This is a genomic window from Arthrobacter sp. TJ-217, assembly GCF_058269255.1.
Genome location: NZ_JBZCNJ010000009.1, coordinates 128820 through 148809, shown reverse-complemented (window position 1 = coordinate 148809; position 19990 = coordinate 128820). Strand labels below are relative to the sequence as shown.

Below are 19990 nucleotides of genomic sequence, written 5' to 3'. Positions count from 1 at the left end.
CATAGGGTTTCAAGGGCCTGGGTGTTCGGGACCCGGGCGTTGGGGGCGGGTTGGGGGTCTACAGGTTGGGGGTCTGCGGGTTGGGAGCCTGCACCGCGTCGATCAGCCAGATCCGCACCCGCTCCCCTGCTGCGGCCCGACCGGTGCCTTCGGGCAGGTGCACGAGCGCGTTGGATTCGGCAAGGGCGTGGACAAGGTGCGAGCCGGGTCCGCCGATCAGCTCCACGACGCCGTCGGCGTACCGGCCGCGCCGCACCTGGTGTTTGGTTTCGGGCGAGTCGGCGGCGGCGGCTAGCCTCGCCTCGAGTTCGACCCGCGGTGACGGGGCGCCGGTGAGGGCGGTCAGCGCCGGGCGGAGGAACATCTCGAATGAGACAAGGGCGCTGACCGGGTTCCCGGGGAACCCGAGGAAGGGCAGGCCGCCCACCGTGCCCAGCGCCTGCGGGCCGCCCGGCTGGAGGGCCACTGAGGAAAACGTGACCCCGCTGCCGTCGAGGGCCTGCTTGACCACCTCATAGGCGCCCTTGCTGATACCGCCGGAGGTGAGGATCAGGTGGGCACCCGTGCCGGAGAGTCCGGCCAGCGCCTCGCGCAGCCGTACCGGGTCGTCCCCGACCACCTGGTGGCGGATGACGGCGGCACCGGCCTCGTGGAGCGCGGCTTCGAGCAGGGTGCTATTGGCGTCGTAGATGCGCCCGGGGCCAAGGGGTTCACCGGGGGATGTCACCTCGTCGCCCGTTGAGAGAAGAAGCACTGTGAAGCGCGGGCGGACGGGAACGGTGGGGATTCCGCACGCGGCGAGAAGCCCCAGCTGGGCGGGGCCCAGCAGCGTTCCTGCGGCGAGGGCTAGGCCTCCGGCGGCGATGTCGCTGCCCCGGCTCCGGATGAAGCTGCCCGCCTCGGTGCCGCCGGGCAGCCCGACGGTGACGGGGTCGGCTGCCGCCCTACCGTCGGGGCGGAGGAACTGCGGCGGGTCGGCGAGCTCGATCGGCACGACGGCGCCGGCGCCGGCGGGGATCATCGCCCCCGTCATGATGGGGGCCGCGGTGCCGGGTTCGAGCGCCGGGGGCGCGGTTCCTGCAGGGATGGGCGCACCGACCTTCAGGCGCAGCCGCCCGGCCTCCGGGTGGTCCGCCGGCGCCGCGGCGAGGTCGGCGGAGTGGACCGCGTAGCCGTCCATCTGCGAGTTGTCGAAGGGCGGAAGGCTCACCGGAGCTGCGACGTCGGCGGCGAGGACGCGGGAGCGCGCCGCCGCCAGCGGCAGCCGTTCCGCCGCATCGGTGCCGCCGTCATATCCGCTGCTCCCGCGGAGCAGCAGGGCAACAGCCTGCTGGTGCTCTGCCACGCTACGGTTCATTGCCTGCCTTTCGTACCCCAACACAACACCGTTTCAATATCACCGTTCCGGCTGCCTGCCTCAACCCTAGACTGCACCGCCCGGTCAGGCGCCCACCCGGCGGTGGTTCGCTTGTTTGCCTGCTCGCTGGAGGGGGTGGCCCCGGCGCCGTACGGCCAACATGTTCAAATACCTCCGATCTCGTTGCCGGTCAAGCCGGGCGATTGCGGGGAATGGGCGTAACCTTCCACTATGGGAACCAACCTCGGAATGCCGGGTCCGGCTCCGTCGGGCGCAGGAGCCGGCCTCATCGACACGTTTGGCAGACGGGCCACCGACATGCGCCTCTCTCTGACCGACAAGTGCAATCTCCGGTGCACCTACTGCATGCCCGCCGGCGGCCTCGACTGGCTGCAGAAGGACGCGGTGCTCTCCCGCGCCGAAATCGTGCGGCTCGTGCGGATCGGCGTGACAATGCTTGGCATCCGGGAGCTTCGGCTCACCGGCGGGGAACCGCTCGTGAGGTCCGATCTGGTGCAGATCATCGAGGACCTTCGGGCCGAGCATCCCCAACTCCCCATCTCCCTGACGACCAACGGACTGGGCCTTGACCGCAAGGCGGCCCAGCTCAGGGCGGCCGGCCTGACCCGGATCAACATCTCCCTTGACTCACTTCACGCCGAGACCTTCGCGCAGCTCACCCGCAGGCCTTTCCTGGACCGGGTGCTGCGCGGCATCGAAGCGGCCGCGGACGCCGGGCTCGGTCCGGTGAAGATCAATGCGGTGCTGATGCGCGGCATCAACGACGCCGAAGCGCCGGCGCTGCTGGAGTGGGCCGTCTCCCGGGGGTTCGAACTGCGGTTCATCGAACAGATGCCCCTTGACGCAGATCACGGGTGGACCAGGGAGGGCATGGTCACGGCGGCGGAGATGCGTTCGCTGCTTGAGCCGGCCTTCCTCCTGACCCCGCACCCCGCGAGCCGCGACGGGGCGCCCGCCGAGCGGTGGGAGGTGCGCAGGAAGTCCTCCCCCGAGGTCGTCGCCGGGTCGGTGGGAATCATCGCCTCCGTCACCGAGCCGTTCTGCTCGGACTGCCGCAGGACGCGGATCACCGCCGAAGGAAAGGTGATGAGCTGCCTGTTCTCCCGGGAGGAAACCGACCTGCGGGCGCTGCTGCGCTCGGACAGTGACGACGCGGCAGTGGCGCGGCGCTGGCAGGAAGCGATGTGGGCCAAGCCGAAGGCGCACGGCATGGGCGCCACGGGGCTCGGGGCCGAAGGCTTCGTGCAGCCCGACCGCACCATGAGCGCGATCGGCGGCTGAATGCTGGTCCGCTACTTCGGTGCCGCGCAGGCCGCTGCCGGCACCGCCGAGGAACATCTTGAGTGCGACGGCGCCAGTTTCGAAGAGGTGCTCCGGGCCATCGCCGCCCGGCACCCCGACCCTGTTCCCCCATCAAACGGCGCACCGCCGATGACGCGGGTGCTTTCCCGCAGCAGCTTCCTGCTCAACGAGGTCTCCCTGCGCGACCGCGCCCGGGTGCTGGGGCCGCAGGACGTCCTCGACGTGCTTCCGCCGTTCGCCGGCGGCTGACCCGGACCCCGCCCCCGCCGGCCGGGTCTAGAGTGCGAAGTCCCCGGGACCGTCGAACGGGCCGACGACCATGGTCGTCCGGGGGGCCGCCGCGAGTTCGGCGGCGAGGTCCTGAACGTCCTGGGTGGTGACGGCGCCCACCCGGGCGAGCGACTCGTCGAGGTCGATGAACTCTCCGGAGACAAGTTCTGACCGGCCCAGCCGGGACATCCGCGAGCTGCTGTCCTCAAGGGCGAGCACCAGCCCGCCGGAGAGCTGTCCGACGGCCTTGCGCAGCTCCTCCTCGGTGATGCCTTCGCGTGCGAGGCGGTCAAGCTCATCCCCGAGCAGGGCGATGACCTGCCCTGTCTTGGCCGGGGAGCAGCCCGCATACATGGCGAAGTACCCTGCGTCGGCGTAGGACGCCGAGAACGAGTAGGTGGAGTAGACGAGGCCCCGCTTCTCCCGGATCTCCTGGAACAGGCGCGAGGACATGCCGCCGCCAAGGACGGCGTTGAGCACGCTCATCGCGAACCGGCGCTCGTCGTTCGCGACGAGGGACGGGCATCCAACGAGGATGTTCGCCTGTTCGACGGCGCGGCGGATGACGTGGACCCCGGACTTTCCCGTGATCCTGGCGGGTTCCGCCGAGCGCCGGTCAACGGGAAGCGCGCCTTCGGCCAGGTCCCATCCCGAGCGTTCGAGGGCTTCCTGGACCAGCGTGCACACGACGTCGTGGTCAAGGCCGCCGGCGGCCGTCACAACGAGCTCCGACGGCCGGTAGTAGCGGCGGTAGTGCTCGAGCACTGACTCGCGGTGCACCCCGCGGATGGCCTCGGGCGTTCCGCCGATGGGCCGTCCCAGCGGATGGGTGCCGAGCACCGCCTCAACGAACTGCTCGTGGGCGACGTCGGCCGGGTCGTCACTGTCCATTGCGATTTCTTCGAGGATCACGTCGCGTTCCTGCTCGAGTTCCTCAGGGTCGAGGACCGCGGAGGTGACCATGTCGGCGATGACGTCGATGGCCATGGGCAGGTCGGTGTCGAGCACGCGGGCGTAGTAGCAGGTGTTTTCCTTCGCCGTCGCGGCGTTCGACTCGCCGCCGACCTCGTCGAACGCCGAGGCGATCTCCAGGGCGGTGCGCTTCTTGGTTCCCTTGAAGAGCAGGTGCTCGAGGAAGTGCGTCGAGCCGTGCTGGCCCTCGGCCTCGTCCCTGGAGCCGACGCCCACCCAGAACCCGATGGTGGCCGAGCGCTGGCCGGGCATCGCCTCGGTGAGCACCCGGACGCCGCCGGGGAGCACCGACCTGCGCACGACGGCGCCGCCCGGTTCGCCCGCGACGAACGTCGGGTCGGCCCCTGCGGACCCGGGGGCGGGCGTGGGGATCAGAGGCAGGAAGACAGCGGTGGGCAGAGCCATTCGGGTCCTTCAGAAAGATGTTGCGGGGAGGGTGCGGGGCAAGAACGGGTGGAACGGGAGAAAGGCCAACGGCTCCGCAGCGGACCGGAGGGTACGCTGCGGAGCCGTCGAGGCCTCAGGGGCGGTCAGTTAGCTGACCGCGTCCTCTGCGGGAACCTCGGGAAGCTCGATGCCGGCTTCCTCGAGCTCCTCATCGGCGACCACCGGGGAGAGCGAGAGCTTTCCGCGGTCGTCGATCTTTGTGATTTCGACCTGGACCTTCTGGCCCACGGCGACGACGTCGTCGACGTTGTCGACGCGCTTTCCTCCGGAAAGCTTGCGCAGCTCGGAGATGTGAAGCAGACCGTCCTTGCCCGGGGTGAGCGACACGAACGCACCGAAGGTTGTCGTCTTGACGACGGTGCCCAGGTAGCGCTCGCCGATCTCGGGGACCTGCGGGTTGGCGATCGCGTTGATCGCCGCGCGTGCAGCCTCGGCGGAGCCGCCGTCGGTGGCTCCGATCAGCACGGTTCCGTCATCCTCGATGGAGATGTCGGCGCCGGTGTCTTCCTGGATCTGGTTGATCATCTTGCCCTTGGGGCCGATGACCTCGCCGATCTTGTCAACGGGGATCTTCACCGAGATGATGCGCGGCGCGAACTCCGAGAGCTCGTCCGGGGCGTCGATCGCGGCTTCGAGAACGCCGAGGATGTGAAGGCGGGCTTCGCGGGCCTGCTTCAGCGCTGCAGCCAGCACCGAGGCGGGGATGCCGTCGAGCTTGGTGTCGAGCTGGATGGCGGTGACGAACTCGGCGGTTCCGGCGACCTTGAAGTCCATGTCGCCGAAGGCGTCTTCAGCGCCGAGGATGTCGGTCAGGGCCGCGTAGCGGGTCTGGCCGTCGACTTCGTCGGAGACGAGGCCCATGGCGATGCCGGCAACCGGAGCCTTGAGGGGCACACCCGCGTTGAGCAGGGACAGCGTCGAGGCGCAGACCGAACCCATCGAGGTTGAGCCGTTGGAGCTGAGCGCCTCGGAGACCTGGCGGATCGCGTAGGGGAATTCCTCGCGGGTCGGCAGGACCGGGGCGATGGCGCGCTCGGCGAGGGCGCCGTGGCCGATTTCGCGGCGCTTGGGCGAGCCCACGCGGCCGGTCTCACCGGTGGAGTAGGGCGGGAAGTTGTAGTGGTGCATGTACCGCTTGCGGGTGACCGGGGACAGCGAGTCGAGCTGCTGCTCCAGCTTCAGCATGTTCAGCGTGGTGACACCCATGATCTGGGTTTCGCCGCGCTCGAAGATCGCCGAACCGTGGACGCGGGGCAGAACCTCGACCTCGGCGGTGAGCTTGCGGATGTCGGAGAGGCCGCGTCCGTCGATGCGGACCTGGTCCTTGAGGATGCGCTGGCGCACGACGGCCTTGGTGACCGAGCGGAACGCTGCCGAGAGTTCCTTTTCGCGTCCCTCAAAGGAACCGGCGAGGGACTCGAGGACCTCGTTCTTCAGGGCGTCCGAGGCGTTGTTGCGTTCCTGCTTGTCGGAGATCTGGAAGACCTCGGCGAGCTTCTGCGCAGCTGCGGACTCCACTGCCGCGTAGACGTCGTCCTGGTAATCGAGGAAGACGGGGAACTCGACGGTCGGCTTGGCCGAACGCGAGGCGAGGTCGGACTGCGCCTCGCACAGGGCGCGGATGAACGGCTTTGCGGCTTCGAGGCCCTCGGCCACGACCTCTTCGGTCGGCGCCGTCGCCCCGTTCTCCTTGATGAGCTTCCAGGAGTTGTCGGTTGCCTCGGCCTCGACCATCATGATGGCGACGTCGTCACCGACGACCCGGCCGGCGACGACCATGTCGAACACCGAGTTCTCGAGCTCGGAGTGCTTCGGGAAGGCGATCCACTGGTCGCTGCCGCTGCCATCGGAGACGAGGGCAACGCGGACGCCGCCGATCGGGCCGGAGAACGGAAGGCCGGAGAGCTGGGTGGACATCGACGCGGCGTTGATGGCGACGACGTCGTACCGGACGTCCGGGTTGATGGCCAGGACCGTGACGACGATCTGGACCTCGTTGCGCAGGCCCTTGACGAAGGCCGGGCGCAGCGGGCGGTCCATGAGGCGGCAGGCCAGGATGGCCTCGGTCGAGGGGCGGCCTTCGCGGCGGAAGAACGAGCCCGGGATGCGCCCCGCGGCGTACATGCGCTCTTCGACGTCAACCGTCAGCGGGAAGAAGTCAAAGCCCTCGCGGGGGGAGCTTCCGGCGGTCGTCGCCGAGAGAAGCGCTGTGTCTTCGTCGATGTAGACCATGGCGGCGCCGGCCGCCTGCTGGGCGAGCCTTCCCGTCTCAAAGCGGACAGTGCGCGTGCCGAAGCGGCCGTTGTCGATGACGGCTTCTGCAAATTCGATTTCGGGACCCTCCATAGAGAGTCACCTCCGTTTCCTGTGTTGCGGAGGCAGTCGGCACCATCCGAGGCGGCCCCTCGTGGGCGGCCTGTGCAGCACCCGGTCTTCGATCGAGACCCACGGGGCTGACGTCCTTCGTGGTCCGTCATCCCGTAAATCACTACCGAGGACCGCGAATGCGCGGTGCCGTCTGTCTCCTGTTGTATGGCATTGGTCGTTCATGCCCGGCCGCGGGTTCCCCGCCTCCGGGCCGCCCGGGCTGCCGGGCGAAAGTGGAAGGCGGCTCCCTCTCCTGATGAGATGGCGCCGCCTTCCGTTTCAGCTATCGACGCAGGCCGAGGCGCTCAAGGAGCGTACGGTAGCGCGTGATGTCGGTGTCCCGCAGGTAGTCCAGCAGGCGACGGCGGCGGCCGACGAGGAGAAGCAGGCCGCGACGCGTGTGGTGGTCGTGCTTGTGCATCTTCAGGTGCTCGGTCAGGTCGAGAATGCGGCGGGAAAGCATCGCGATCTGCACTTCGGGGGAACCGGTGTCGCCCTCTGCAGTTGCGTATTCTTTGATGATTTCCTGCTTGATAGCGGCGTCAAGGGCCACGAATAACTCCTAGAGTTGTACCGTGAATAAAGGAAGAGTGCCTGCAAGGCCCCAGCGAACTGCGGCACCATCAATGACACACAAAAATCCAGCCACCACGGACTGCAGCCGGATCTTGGTACAAGTTTAGCCGCTGGCCTGCAGATCTGTCGAAAGCACCTCGCGGGTGCGCTCCACATCGAGCCGCATCTGCTCGATCAGCGACTCGGGCCCGGTGTAGGTGACCTGGCCGCGCAGCCGCTCAGTGAATTCGACGGCGACCTCCTGGCCGTAGAGGTCGAAGTCCTGGACGCGCTCGGGCGGGCGGTCGATGACGTGGGCTTCAACGGTGCGGGCGACGCCCCGGAAGGTGGGGTTTGAGCCGACGGAGATCGCCGCCGGCCACCGGGTCCCCGAGGAGTCGATCAGCCAGCCCGCGTAAATGCCGTCGGCGGGGACATAGCCCTGGGCGTTCGAGGCAAGGTTCGCCGTCGGGAACCCGAGGTCGCGTCCGCGCGCCGACCCGTGAACCACTTCGCCGCGGATGTGGTGGAGGCGGCCGAGGATCAGGGCAGCGGTTTCGACATCCCCCGCATCGAGGGATTCGCGGACCCACGTTGAGGAGCAGCGGCGTTCCGTCATTCCGTCGCCGGTCGGCAGCGGCACGCTCGCCCCGAAGTCGTCGATCGCGATCACTTCGAAGCCGAGCCGCGCACCGAGGGCGTGCATGGTGTCGAGGTCGCCGCTGTTGCCGCGCCCGAAGCGGACGTCGTGGCCGATCACCACGGCCTTCGCCTTGAGGGTTTCGACGAAGACCTTCTCGACGAATTCCTCTGGCGTATCGGCCGCGAGGTCGAGGGTGTAATGCATCATCAGGAGGCCGTCGATACCGGTGCGGGCGAGGGTCTGGACGCGGTCCTCGAGCCCCATAATCAGCGCCGGCGCGCTCTCGGGTCGGTGGACCTGCGCCGGGTGCGGCTCAAAGGAGACGACGACGGCGGCTGCGTTCCGCTCGCGCGCCGCGTCAACGAGGTGCTGGAGCACGCGCTGGTGGCCCCTGTGAACGCCGTCGAAGTTGCCGAGGGTGATGACAGAGGGGCCGAACCCTTCCGGGACGTCGGCCAGGTCTCTCCAGTAGAACACGCATCTCCTTCGCCGTTTCGGCTTTCCGCGGCGCGGGCCGGAGCATCCGGATCCCTGCAGCGCCTTCCCCATTATTGCCGATAGAGGGGCGGTTTATTTCCCGTTTGGCGTCGGTTCACTTCGCGAAAGTCAGGGATTCTCTCCCTCAAGGGCCGTGGCGTGCCTCCGGCAGGCGGTGGATTGCCTCAGGTCCCGGCGGGCCCGTGGCAGGACGGAGGATCCCGGCCGGTTCGGCCTTTCGGGCCGTGCGGGAGTCAGCTGCGGGCGCTGAAGTCCTTACGCATCTGGCTGGTCTTGGCGATATAGCGGTGCCAGACGAGCAGCGCGGCCGGGAAGGCGAGCTCAACGACCATCAGGATGATCATCAGGTAGTGCGGGGTCCCGGAGAATGCCCAGGACAGCACCCGGCCGATGCCGCCAGCGAAGACCATGAGGCATACAAGCCAGAGCATGTTTGCCCACTGGAACTTCACCGCGATGGTGACGAACGCCGCCCCGACGCCGACCATCATCGCGGAGAAGAACCGGAATTGGTTTTCGAGGGTGGGGTTGACCGGGCCCGTTTCGGTGTCCGGCAGGCCCGCCGTTCCACGGATGAGGTAGTACGCCCCGAACGCGGCAAGTATGAGCCCGACGATGACGACGACGGTGCGGAACACGCTCCAGTCGCTTCCGCCGATCCCGTCCTTCGACTTGGCCGGGGACGCGTCCCGCTTCCCGGCCGGGGCCGCGGAGGGCTTTGACGCGGCGGAACGCCCGCTGCCCACGGCCGGCTCGCTTTTCGGCATCTGGGGTGACGGCCTGCCCTGGGGGTCCTGCGGATTGGTGGTCATCATGCTCCCGTCGGTATGCGTGGGGCATCCGTGGCCTCGCTGATCCGTCGTATCGCCATCAGCGGCCGGCCCGCGGGTGCTTCTTTCGCCATACTCTCACGCGCCACCCGGGCCCGGAAGGACTATTCGGCAGGGCCTTCCCGGCCGGCATCTGCTAGGCCGTGCGCCGTGCCGGACGGTGGCGGTAAAGCCACACCAGGCCCAGGATCGGCAGGACAAGCGGCACATAGCCGTAGCCCTGGCCGAAGCCGGACCACACGGTGTCGCTGGGGAACGCCTCGGGGTTCAGCGCGCTCAGCGCTCCGACGGTCAGCACGCCCACCAGCTCGGTCAGCACCGCGGCGACGGAGATGGCGAACCAGCGGGACCCGCTGCGGGCCAGCGAGACGGTGGCCAGGATGTAGACGGCCGCTGCGAGGGCGGTGAGGAGGTAGGCAAGCGGGGCCTCGGAGAACTTGGTGGCGATCTGGAAGATCGCACGCGCCGAAGCGGCGAGGGCGAACAATCCATAGACGGCCACGAGCAGGCGGCCGGGCCCGGCATTGCGCTGCGCCGCCGCGGTGCCCGGCGGCCCCTGCTGGGCGTCTGCGGATCGGGCGCCCTTTGCTTCGCGGCTCACAGGCCCGCCACCCCCGCCCAGATCTGGTCCATACGGACCATCATGACAAAGATTGTCGGGCCAACGGCGGCAAGCACGAAGTTGCTCCAGCGGCTGCGCTCAAGGATCGCCCAGGCGAAGGCCGCCACGGGGACGAACAATGCGGTGAACAGGTATCCCCAGAATTCCCACGCCTCGCCCTGGACCGGCTCGCCCCCGGCCTGCCGCACGGCTGAGGTGACGGCGTAGACGAGCAGGAACACCTCGACGGCGGCAACGGAAAGGATGGTGATGTCGTTGGGCGGCTGGCGCACCAGCGCCGCCCCAACGCACAACAGGGCCGAAAGAAGGCAGAGGACCGCAGCGGCGATGACGAAACCATCCACTAGGGGGTACCGCCGCCGGGAGCGAAGACCAGGAGGGCGCGGGCGTCCTTCGGCCGGTTCTCGAGAAGCGCGACGAGGGTTCCGTCGGGTGCGAACGCCGCAACCGGACCCTCCTCGGGGCCCGCCTCGATGCGCCGGCCGTGGGAGATGTCCTCGGCCTCGCCCGCGCGGAGCTCACGGACCGGGAACAGCGCGCGCCCCGCGTCGTCGAGCTCCAGCAGGCGCAGGTCCTCGGCGAGCTCCTCGAGGGTTGCCGCCTGTTCGATGCCGTAGGGCCCGACCTGCGTGCGCCGCAGCGCGGTCAGGTGGCCGCCGACGCCGAGGGCCAGTCCGAGGTCGCGGGCGAGGGCCCGGATGTAGGTTCCCGAGGTGCACTCGACCGTGACGTCGACGTCCTGCTGCTTGCCGCCGTTGACCCGCCGGATGGCGTGCACCTCGAACCTGCGGATGGTCACGGTGCGGGGCTCGAGCTGGACGTCTTCGCCCGATCGCACCCGGGCGTAGGAGCGCTGGCCCTTGACCTTGATCGCGCTGACGCTGCTGGGAACCTGGGAGATCTCCCCCGTCAGGGCGGCCACCCCGGCGAGGATGTCATCGCGGGTGACCGCCGCGGCGATGCTTCCCCCGGTGATCTCCCCCTCGGCGTCGTCGGTGATCGTCGACTGGCCCAGGCGGATGGTTGCCGTGTAGGTCTTGTCGATTCCGACGATGTAGGTGAGCAGCCGGGTGGCGCGGTTGATGCCCAGGACGAGGACACCCGTGGCCATGGGGTCGAGGGTGCCCGCGTGGCCCACCTTGCGGGTGCCGGCGAGGCGCCGGAGGCGCCCCACGACGTCATGGCTCGTCCAGCCCTGCGGCTTGTCCACTATGATCAGCCCTGAGTGGACCTGCCCCGAATTCACGCCTCCCAGTATAGGGTGCTGCGGATGGGCCCCGCGCACGGGATGTAGCATTCCCCTATGATGCCCACTGCCGCCCACGTCCAGCGGCTGCCCGTCAATCAGATCCGCGAAATCACGCAGGCCGCCTGGGCGCAGCCGCACTCGATAGTGCTCAGCATCGGCGAGCCCGGTTTCCCGGTCGCCCGGCACATCCTCGAAGCGTCGATGGCCGCCCTTAACCGCGACGAGACGAACTACACCCCCAATGCGGGGATCGCGCCGCTGCGCGAGGCCTTCGCGTCCCGGTTCCGGACCTCCAACGGGGTGGACGTCGACCCGTCGCGCGTCTACGTGACCTCCGGAGCCCAGCAGGGCCTCCACCTTGCGATGAGCACCCTTCTTGCCCCCGGCGACGAGGTGCTGCTGCCCAACCCGGGCTACCCGACCTTCGCGATGACCGCTGCCCTGCTTTCGGCGGTCCCGGTGGGCTACCCGTTGCTGCCGGAGAACGGTTTCCAGCCGCGGCCGGCCGACCTTGAGGCGCTCATTACCCCGCGGACGCGCCTGCTGATCCTCAACTCGCCGTCGAATCCCCTGGGCTCGGTGTTCAGCGCCGCGCTTACCCGGGACCTCGTGGCGCTTGCCGCGCGGCACAACCTGTGGGTGATCTCCGATGAGTGCTACGAAGCGTTCACCTACGACGTGCCGCACGTGAGCCCTGCCCGTTTCGACGTCGGCGGCCCCGACGCCCTTCCCTGCGTCGACGGCCACCGGGTTGTCACCTCGCTGACGCTGTCGAAGACGTACGGCCTGACCGGGCTGCGCATCGGCGCGCTCGTTGTCCCGCCGGGGCTGGAGGCCGTGCTGAACAACGTGATGGAGGCAAGCGTCTCCTGCGTCTCGGCCCCGTCCCAGTACGCCGCGCTCGCCGCACTGACCGGGCCGCAGGACTATGTGGCGGAAAGCCTCGCGGCCTATCGGAGGAACCGGGACGCAGCAACCGGCGTCCTGCGGAGCCGGAACATCCCCTACCTGGACGCCGAAGGGGCGTTCTACCTGTGGGCGGATGTATCCCATGCGACGGGCGGGAACGTGCGGCGCTGGGTCTCAACCTTCCTCGCCGAACAGTCGGTGGCGCTGGCTCCGGGCACCGCGTTCGGATCGATGGGCGAGGGCTGGGTGCGCATCGCTTTGTGCGCGGAGACCTCCGACATCGTGGAGGGGCTCAGCAGGCTCCCGCACAGAAAAGGCAGCTGAGTTTCCTCAGCTGCCTTTTCGCGTCTGCTTTTGTGCCCTGCTAGCGGGCTGCTTCGTCGTTTTCCTCGGAGGTGCGGTAAGGGTCCGCGTCGCCTGCGAAGTCGGCGCCCTGGGCGATCGCCGCAACTTCGGCGTCCCGCTCGCGGGCCTTCTGGAGGAGCTCTTCGAGGTGGCTCGCGTTGACCGGAATCTCGTCGGGAACGAACTCGAGGGTGGGCGTGAGCCGGGCGGTGATGTTCTTGCCCACCTCGGAGCGAAGCACGCCCCGGGCCGACTCGAGGGCCATCCGCGTCTCCTGCTGCTCCTCCGGGTCGCCGAGCACCGTGTAGTACAGGGTGGCGTGCTGGAGATCGTTCGTGACGCGTGCGTCGGTGATTGTCACTGCTTCGAGCCGCGGGTCCTTGACCCTCCGGCGGAGGGCCTCGGCGACGATCACCTTGATCCGCTGTGCGAGCCGCGCAGCGCGTGCCGGATCTGCCATTACTCTTCCTCCTGTTGGACTGGACTGCTTGAACTAAACGCCGGCCGGAAGCGGCCGGCGGACAGCGCAGGCGCCCCGGAACCCGGAGCGCCTGCGCTGTTCCACCTGCTAGACGCGGGGCTTCTCCCGCATCTCGAAGGTCTCGATGGTGTCGCCTTCCTTGACGTCGTTGAACGAGCCGAGGCCGATACCGCACTCGAAGTCGGTGCGGACCTCGGTGACATCGTCCTTGAACCGCTTGAGCGATTCGACGGTCAGTCCTTCGCCGATCACCTTGCCGTCGCGGCGGACACGCGCCTTGGAGTTGCGTCGGATGATCCCGGAGCGGACGATCGAGCCGGCGATGTTGCCGAACTTCGAGGAACGGAACACCTCGCGGACCTCGGCCGAACCCAGCTGAACCTCTTCGTACTCCGGCTTGAGCATGCCCTTGAGTGCGAGCTCGATGTCATCGATTGCTGCGTAGATGACGGAGTAGAAGCGCATGTCGACACCCTCGCGCTCGGCGAGGTCGCCAACGCGCTCGGCGGGCTTGACGTTGAACCCGATGATGATCGCGTTGTCCACGGTCGCCAGGTTGACGTCGTTCTGGGTGATCGCACCAACGCCGCGGTGGATGACGCGCAGCTGCACGCCCTCCCCGACGTCGATCTTGAGGAGCGAATCCTCAAGCGCTTCGACGGCACCGGACACGTCGCCCTTGAGGATGAGGTTGAGGGTGTCAACCTTGCCCTCGGCCACGGCCTGGTCGAAGTCCTCGAGGCTGATGCGCTTGCGGCGCTTGGCCAGTGCGGCGTTGCGGTCGGCGGTTTCCCGCTTCTCGGCGATCTGGCGGGCGGTGCGCTCGTCGTCGGTGACGAAGAACGTGTCGCCTGCCCTCGGGACGTTGGAGAGGCCGAGCACCTGGACCGGCCGCGAAGGCCCGGCGGTGGTGACGACGTCGCCGTTCTCGTTGAACATGGCACGGACGCGTCCGTGGGCAGTTCCGGCAACGATTGTGTCTCCGACGTGCAGGGTTCCCGACTGGACGAGCACTGTCGCAACAGCGCCGCGGCCCTTGTCGAGGTTTGCCTCGATGGCGATGCCGCGGGCGTCCTTGTTCGGGTTGGCCCTCATGTCGAGTGCCGCGTCGGCGGTCAGCAGGACCGCTTCGAGCAGCTCGTCGATGCCGTCGCCCTTGAGCGCCGAGACGTGGACGAACATGGTGTCGCCGCCGTATTCCTCGGGAACCAGTCCGTATTCGGTCAGCTGTCCCTTGACCTTGTCAGGGTTCGCGCCTTCCTTATCCATCTTGTTCACTGCCACAACGATCGGCACGTTCGCCGCCTGTGCGTGGTTGAGCGCCTCAACGGTCTGCGGCATGACGCCGTCGTCCGCTGCGACAACCAGCACCGCGATGTCGGTGACGCTCGCACCACGGGCACGCATGGCGGTGAACGCCTCGTGGCCGGGTGTGTCAATGAAGGTGATGGCCCGCTCGGAGTCTTCGAGCTCGTGCTGGATCTGGTAGGCACCGATGTGCTGGGTGATCCCGCCGTGCTCGCCTTCAACCACCTTCGTGTTGCGGATGGCATCGAGGAGCCGGGTCTTACCGTGGTCGACGTGGCCCATGACTGTGACAACAGGAGGACGGGCCTCAAGCTGCTCGTCGCCTTCGGCCGAAAGCTCGGCGTCGAAGTCGATGTCGAAGCTGCTGAGCAGTTCGCGCTCTTCGTCTTCGGGGGAAACGACCTGGATCTTGTACCCAAGTTCAACACCAAGCAGTGCGAAGGTGTCTTCGTCGAGTGACTGGGTGGCGGTGGCCATCTCACCGAGGTGGAACAGCACCGTCACCAGCGCAGCCGGGTTTGCCTCGATCTTGTCGGCGAAATCGGTGATCGAAGAACCGCGGCGCAGGCGGACGATGGTGTTTCCATCACCGCGGGGCACGCTGACGCCGCCAAGCGACGGAGCCGACATCTGCTCCAGTTCCTGCCGCTTCGCGCGCTTCGACTTGCGCTGCTTGCCGCGGCCTGCGCCGCCCTTGCCGAACGCACCGGCTGTGCCGCCGCGTCCGCGTGAGCCCTTGCCGAATCCGCCGCCGGCGGGAGCTCCACCCGGGCTTGCCGGTGCTCCACCGGGTCCTCGGCGTGGCCCTGCACCGGCACCGGGTGCGCCGCGGCCTGGGGCTGCGGGGCGTTCGGTGCGGTTCGGCATCATGCCTGGAGTGGGCCGGTTTCCGCCGGCGCCGGCGGGACGGGGCGCTCCGGGGCGTGGTGCTCCGGGGCGTGGTCCGCCGGCTCCTGCTGCGGGACGCGGTCCGCCGGCTCCTGCTGCCGGGCGGGGTCCGCCTGCACCGGGTGCCGGGCGCTGTCCGCGCTCGTCATCACGGCGGCCCGGGCGGGGCATGCCCTGCGACGGGGCGAAGGGGTTGTTGCCTGGACGCGGGGTTCCGGTCCGCTCACCGGAGCGGTCGGAGTCGGGGCGTCCTGAACGCATGCCCTGCGACGGAGCGAAGGGGTTGTTTCCGGGGCGCGGTGCGCCCCCGGGGCGTGCTCCACCGGGCCGGGTTGTGCTTTCGGCCGGCGGTGCCGCTGCCGGGCGTGGAGCGGGACGGGCACCTGGCTTCACCGACGGTGCGCTGTCGCGGGCAGGCGCCTGCGGCTCGGCCGTATCGGAGAACGAAGGAGAAGTCGGGGCTGCGGCGGCGGGAGCTGCCGGAGCCGTCTGCTCGGGCGCTGCCGGCGCTGATGCGGATGCGGAGGGTGTGGGAGCTGCCGGGGCGGGCGGCTTCCCGTTCGATGTCGGGGCGGCTGGCGCTGCCGGGGACGGAACCGCGGGCGTTTCCGGCGCGGCCGGTGCTGCAGCAGCGGGAGCGGCCGGGGCCGCTGCAGGCTTTGAAGCACCGTTGGAGGGGAACGCGCCGCGAAGTTTCTTCACGACGGGCGCCTCGATGGTTGAAGAGGCTGAACGGACGAATTCGCCCAGTTCCTGCAGTTTTGCTACTGCATCTTTTGAGGTAATACCGAGCTCTTTTGCGAGCTCGTGTACGCGGACCTTGGCCACATTTCTCCTGTCTCGGTCCGCACCGAGTCAGGTACGAACCGTCTAATTCCTACTGCAGAACCCGCCTGCCGAGGCAGCCGGGAAGCCGATTGCAGAGCACAACGGATTGTTCATCGTTGGGCACTCATCGCTGGGTACTCATCGGGTTTCCATCAGTTTTCTGACCCGCTTTCAGGGAGGACGGTTTCTTGCCGGAGGCTTCGCGAGGAAGCTTCAGTGAGGGCATGGAACTGGAGCTCCAGTTGCCCGGTCTCCACGACGCTCCGGAAAGCGCGGTGGAATGCCTTGCGTCGAAGTGCCATGTCCATGCACGCCGGTTCCGGGTGCAGCCAAGCGCCCCGACCGGACAGCCGGCGGTGTTCGTCGATCGCAGCGGTGCTTTTCCCGCCGACCATCTGTGCCACCACCCGCATCAATGCAGACTGGTCGTCGCGCTTGCGGCATCCAATGCAGGTCCGGACAGGAGTTGCTCCTGGTTCAGGACTTCGTTGCATGCTCGGGCGCAAGAGAACCTCAGTCTTTTCCATTCTACCGCTTATGCACCGTGCCCGTGACCTCGGAGTCCTCAGGCCTTCGCCGGCTGCGCCGCGTCGGAGACGATATCGATGCGCCAGCCCGTGAGCTTGGCGGCGAGGCGGGCGTTTTGGCCTTCCTTGCCGATGGCCAGCGAAAGCTGGTAATCCGGGACGACGACGCGGGCGGACCGCGTGGCTTCATCGGTGATGGTGACCGAAGAGACCCTCGACGGCGACAGCGAGCTGGCGATGAAGGTTGCCGGGTCATCGCTGTAATCGACGATGTCGATCTTTTCGTCGTTGAGCTCGTTCATCACAGCGCGGACACGTGAGCCCATCTCTCCGATGCAGGCGCCCTTGGCATTCACCCCTGAGACATTGGCGCGGACCGCGATCTTCGTGCGGTGGCCGGCCTCGCGGGCCAGGGCCACAATCTCGACGGTCTTGTCGGCAATTTCCGGGACCTCGAGTTCGAAGAGCTTCCGCACGAGGCCGGGGTGGGAGCGGGAAAGGGTGATCGAGGGGCCCTTCATGCCGCGGTGGACGTCGACGACGAAGGCCCGCAGCCGGGTGCCGTGGAGGTATTTCTCACCGGGCACCTGCTCGGGCGGCGGCAGCACCGCCTCGACGGAACCGAGGTTCACCTGGATCATGTGCGGGTTGTTGCCCTGCTGGATCATTCCGGCGACGAGCTCGCCCTCCTTGCCGCGGAATTCGCCGAGGATGTTGTCGTCCTCGGCGTCGCGCAGGCGCTGGAGGATGATCTGGCGTGCAGTGCTCGCCGCGATCCTCCCGAAGCCGCTGGGCGTGTCGTCGAACTCGCCGACGGTCTCGCCGTCGTCACCGACCTCGGTCGCCCAGATGGTCACGTGGCCGCTCTTGCGGTCGAGCTCGGCCCGCGCCTTCTCCTGGGAGCCGGGGCTCCTGTGGTAGGCCACCAGGAGGGCCTGCTCAATGGTCGGGATCAGCAGATCAAGTGGAATTTCGCGTTCGCGCTCAAGCAGCCTCAACGCACTCATATCAATATCCATAAAGGACTCCTTACGCTGGGTGCGCCGTGCCGGGATCGCCCGGGCCGGCCGCACCGTGGTCTTCGTTGTGTTCATCCTCAAGATGGGCAAATTCGACCTGGACGGTCCCTTTGCGGATCTTGGAAAAATCGAGGGCAACCGGATCTCCCGACCGCGGCTTCATCCCCTTCTTGACGATCAGCTGGGGCCGCAGGCGGATTCCCTCAGCGGAGACCTCGAGCAGCCGGCCGACGATGTCGTCGCCGTTGAGCCGCTGGACCTCGACGAGCCTGCCGATGTTGCGGCGCCAGTGCCGCGGTTCGGTCAGGGGCCGGGACACCCCGGGGGACGAGATTTCGAGGCTGTAGGGCCGTCCGTCGTCGTCCGGGTCGTTGTCCATCGCCGCTGAAAGTTCCATCGAAACGGCGGAGATGGTGTCGAGTCCGATGGCGCCCTCACGGTTTTCCGGAAGGTCGACGATGACGTGAACGGTGCGCTGCATACCGGCCATCCGAACCTCGACGTCCTCGAGGTAGAGGCTGTGCTGTTCGATCACCGGCTGGAGCAGCGTGCGCAGCCTCTGTGCCTCCGCCTGGAGCTCGGCCTCCCGTGCCGCTTTGCGCGGCGATGCCGGGTTTTCCTTGCCGGACCGAACCGCCATAGCTGCCTCCCACTCGATGATGTTGTAGCTCAAGAGTACCGACTTCGCGGGGCGGCGGCGTATCGGCCGAACAAAACGCCGTGATCATGACAAGATCGGTTCCTGTGAGGACACGCGCGCATCCGCAGCACCGCGGCAGGGAATCCGCGCTGCGGAATGCCGCAGCGCGGGTGGTCCGATGGCTCTGCCTGACCGTGGTTTTCCTCCTCGTCGCTGGCCTCGGAATCGGCGTCGCAGGCAGCGGATCCGACGAACCGACATTCACCGAGCAGGCCCAGCTCGACGCCGCCTCCCGGGCCCGTGCCCTCGCAGCCGACGCCCGTGCGCTCGCCTCCAATCCGCAGGCCCCGGCGGCCGGATTCGAGCAGGCGGCAGTGCTGCTTGAGGCGCAGGCGGCCGCCCTGTCCCCCGCCGGCGGAAGCCCTTCTGGGGATACCGCGTCACCGGGGCCTTCGGCTGCGCCTTCCGCTGCCCCGGTGACGGCGGAATCGCTGGCCGGGGCACTCGCCGCATCGGCCGGGAAGGGCCTGGCCGATGCCTCACGCTCCGAGCCGGGAATCGCACGCCTCCTTGCGGCAACAGCGGGCAGCCAGCGCTGGCAGGCGGCAGTGTTGCGCGCCAGGCTCGGCCTTCCCGCCCTTCCCCCGGCCGCTCCCCTGCCCGGGCCCCCTGAGGCCGGCGCCGGGACGGAGTGCGAGGGCAGCGCGCTGGGCAGCGGTGAGGACCGCCGCTACCTCCTGGCAGCCGCCAAGGCGGAACATCGGGCGGTGTACGCCTATGAGGTGGCCGCCGCCCGGCTCCCAGATGCGGGGCCGTCGCTCCGTGCCGCCCGGGCACACGCCGCGGGTGCCGCTGCTGCAGGGGCCTTCCTCGAGGTGCTCTGCGCGCCGGTGCCGGCCGTTGTCCCGGCCTACGCACTCGACCCCGCTTTCTCAGCGGATCCCGCAGCTGGAATATCCCGCCTCGAGGGTGAGTTGTGCGTGCTTTACGGGGATCTCGTGGGCCTGGGCGGGGAGGATATCCGGGCGTGGGCGGTGCCCCGGTTCAACGCCGCAATCCAGCGGAGCCTGGCAGCAAGCGGCGGAGCCGAACCGGTGCCGTGCGTGCCAACCGAGCCCGCAGCACAGGAACCCGGCTCCCCGGCCACCTGAACGACGAAGACGAAGGATGAAGAGACGCAATGAGCGCAGCTGAGGGCTATTCGCACGACGAGCCGCACCGCGGCGACCTTGCGCAGCGGTTGAACCGGCTGCGCGCCGGCGTCCTCGGCGCCAACGACGGCATCGTTTCCGTCGCCGCGATCGTGGTGGGCGTCGCGGGGGTCACGACGGCGCCCGGGCCGATCCTGACGGCCGGCGCCGCGGCACTGGTCGGCGGCGCTGTCTCCATGGCCCTGGGTGAGTACGTTTCGGTGAGCAGCCAGAGCGACAGCCAGCGCGCGTTGATCGAAAAGGAACGCCGTGAACTCGAAGAGGAGCCGGAGGAGGAGCTTCTTGAGCTTGCCGGGATCTACGAGGCGAAGGGCCTGAGCGCCGAGACGGCGATGACGGTGGCTGTCGAGCTGACGGCCAAGGACGCCCTCGGGGCCCACCTCTCCGCCGAACTGGGCATCGACGAGGACGACGTCGTCAGCCCCTGGCATGCGGCCTTCGCCTCCGCCGCCGCATTCACTGTCGGCGCCCTTCTTCCCCTGCTGGCGATCATGCTTCCCCCGCCCGGGCTCCGCGTCCCCGTCACGTTCGTTGCGGTGCTTGGCGCGCTGGCACTGACCGGCGGCCTCGGCGCCCAGGTCGGCGGAGGATCGAAGCTGCGGGCTGCTGCACGGGTCGTGGTGGGCGGGTTTATCGCGCTGCTCGCAACGTTCCTGATCGGAAATCTTCTCGGCGCCGCTGGAGTTGTCTAGTCTGGCCCG

The 19990-nt window shown here is 68.4% G+C and carries 19 protein-coding genes; 5 read left to right on the top strand and 14 right to left on the bottom strand.

Features of this window, described 5'->3' with window-relative positions; translation table 11 throughout:
* Nucleotides 1-58 precede the first annotated feature (58 nt).
* The gene (locus tag AC4D2R_RS15725; RefSeq protein WP_490941052.1) at nucleotides 59-1357 is read right to left on the bottom strand and encodes a molybdopterin molybdotransferase MoeA; all 1299 of its coding nucleotides are present in this window, start codon (nucleotides 1355-1357) and stop codon (nucleotides 59-61) included.
* Between the two features lie 231 nt (nucleotides 1358-1588).
* Between AC4D2R_RS15725 and moaA the strand changes: the two genes are divergently transcribed.
* Both moaA and AC4D2R_RS15715 read left to right on the top strand, forming a co-directional pair.
* Entirely contained in the window at nucleotides 1589-2659 is a 1071-nt protein-coding gene (gene moaA, locus AC4D2R_RS15720) for a GTP 3',8-cyclase MoaA (RefSeq protein ID WP_490941051.1), read from the top strand.
* Nucleotides 2660-2929, top strand: a complete 270-nt coding sequence (locus AC4D2R_RS15715) for a MoaD/ThiS family protein (protein WP_490941050.1) — start codon at nucleotides 2660-2662, stop codon at nucleotides 2927-2929. It abuts the gene before it with no gap.
* Nucleotides 2930-2956: 27 nt separating this feature from the next.
* Here AC4D2R_RS15715 and AC4D2R_RS15710 read toward each other — a convergent pair whose 3' ends face one another.
* From AC4D2R_RS15710 to truB, 8 genes are all read right to left on the bottom strand, one after another.
* Nucleotides 2957-4327: a M16 family metallopeptidase gene (locus AC4D2R_RS15710; protein WP_490941049.1), complete on the bottom strand. Its 1371-nt coding sequence runs from the start codon at nucleotides 4325-4327 to the stop codon at nucleotides 2957-2959.
* 129 nt (nucleotides 4328-4456) lie between these two features.
* On the bottom strand, nucleotides 4457-6715 hold the full coding sequence (locus AC4D2R_RS15705; protein ID WP_490941048.1) for a polyribonucleotide nucleotidyltransferase: 2259 nt from the start codon (nucleotides 6713-6715) through the stop codon (nucleotides 4457-4459).
* Between the two features lie 304 nt (nucleotides 6716-7019).
* Nucleotides 7020-7289 carry a 30S ribosomal protein S15 gene (gene rpsO / locus AC4D2R_RS15700; protein ID WP_490941047.1) on the bottom strand — a complete coding sequence of 90 codons (270 nt, stop codon included), beginning with the start codon at nucleotides 7287-7289 and terminating at the stop codon, nucleotides 7020-7022.
* Nucleotides 7290-7415: 126 nt separating this feature from the next.
* Nucleotides 7416-8411: a bifunctional riboflavin kinase/FAD synthetase gene (locus AC4D2R_RS15695; RefSeq protein ID WP_490941046.1), complete on the bottom strand. Its 996-nt coding sequence runs from the start codon at nucleotides 8409-8411 to the stop codon at nucleotides 7416-7418.
* 254 nt (nucleotides 8412-8665) lie between these two features.
* A complete protein-coding gene (locus tag AC4D2R_RS15690) occupies nucleotides 8666-9247 on the bottom strand; it encodes a DUF4345 domain-containing protein (protein ID WP_490941045.1) in 582 nt (193 codons plus the stop codon).
* Between the two features lie 151 nt (nucleotides 9248-9398).
* The gene (locus AC4D2R_RS15685; protein ID WP_490941044.1) at nucleotides 9399-9863 is read right to left on the bottom strand and encodes a hypothetical protein; all 465 of its coding nucleotides are present in this window, start codon (nucleotides 9861-9863) and stop codon (nucleotides 9399-9401) included.
* Nucleotides 9860-10228 carry a hypothetical protein gene (locus AC4D2R_RS15680; protein ID WP_490941043.1) on the bottom strand — a complete coding sequence of 123 codons (369 nt, stop codon included), beginning with the start codon at nucleotides 10226-10228 and terminating at the stop codon, nucleotides 9860-9862. The genes AC4D2R_RS15685 and AC4D2R_RS15680 overlap by 4 nt, the downstream gene beginning before the upstream one ends.
* Nucleotides 10228-11130 (bottom strand): tRNA pseudouridine(55) synthase TruB, encoded by a 903-nt coding sequence (truB, locus tag AC4D2R_RS15675; RefSeq protein WP_490941042.1) that lies wholly within the window; start codon nucleotides 11128-11130, stop codon nucleotides 10228-10230. Before truB ends, AC4D2R_RS15680 begins: the two co-directional genes overlap by 1 nt.
* A gap of 57 nt (nucleotides 11131-11187) precedes the next feature.
* On the opposite strand from truB, the gene AC4D2R_RS15670 reads away from it, so the two are divergent.
* Entirely contained in the window at nucleotides 11188-12366 is a 1179-nt protein-coding gene (locus tag AC4D2R_RS15670) for a pyridoxal phosphate-dependent aminotransferase (RefSeq protein ID WP_490941041.1), read from the top strand.
* Nucleotides 12367-12406: 40 nt separating this feature from the next.
* On the opposite strand, the gene rbfA is transcribed toward AC4D2R_RS15670, so the two are convergent.
* From rbfA to rimP, 5 genes are all read right to left on the bottom strand, one after another.
* On the bottom strand, nucleotides 12407-12847 hold the full coding sequence (rbfA, locus tag AC4D2R_RS15665) for a 30S ribosome-binding factor RbfA (RefSeq protein ID WP_490941040.1): 441 nt from the start codon (nucleotides 12845-12847) through the stop codon (nucleotides 12407-12409).
* A 108-nt stretch (nucleotides 12848-12955) separates the two neighbouring features.
* The gene (gene infB, locus AC4D2R_RS15660) at nucleotides 12956-15892 is read right to left on the bottom strand and encodes a translation initiation factor IF-2 (protein ID WP_490941039.1); all 2937 of its coding nucleotides are present in this window, start codon (nucleotides 15890-15892) and stop codon (nucleotides 12956-12958) included.
* Between the two features lie 152 nt (nucleotides 15893-16044).
* Nucleotides 16045-16386 (bottom strand): YlxR family protein, encoded by a 342-nt coding sequence (locus AC4D2R_RS15655; RefSeq protein WP_490941113.1) that lies wholly within the window; start codon nucleotides 16384-16386, stop codon nucleotides 16045-16047.
* A 71-nt stretch (nucleotides 16387-16457) separates the two neighbouring features.
* Entirely contained in the window at nucleotides 16458-17438 is a 981-nt protein-coding gene (nusA, locus tag AC4D2R_RS15650; RefSeq protein ID WP_490903792.1) for a transcription termination factor NusA, read from the bottom strand.
* A gap of 10 nt (nucleotides 17439-17448) precedes the next feature.
* Nucleotides 17449-18111: a ribosome maturation factor RimP gene (gene rimP, locus AC4D2R_RS15645; RefSeq protein ID WP_490941038.1), complete on the bottom strand. Its 663-nt coding sequence runs from the start codon at nucleotides 18109-18111 to the stop codon at nucleotides 17449-17451.
* Nucleotides 18112-18182: 71 nt separating this feature from the next.
* Here rimP and AC4D2R_RS15640 point away from each other — a divergent pair, with 71 nt between their 5' ends.
* Together AC4D2R_RS15640 and AC4D2R_RS15635 are read left to right on the top strand one after the other, a co-directional pair.
* Nucleotides 18183-19229, top strand: coding sequence for a DUF4439 domain-containing protein (locus tag AC4D2R_RS15640; protein WP_490941037.1), 1047 nt, complete (start codon nucleotides 18183-18185; stop codon nucleotides 19227-19229).
* Between the two features lie 29 nt (nucleotides 19230-19258).
* On the top strand, nucleotides 19259-19981 hold the full coding sequence (locus AC4D2R_RS15635; RefSeq protein WP_490941036.1) for a VIT1/CCC1 transporter family protein: 723 nt from the start codon (nucleotides 19259-19261) through the stop codon (nucleotides 19979-19981).
* Nucleotides 19982-19990 lie beyond the last annotated feature (9 nt).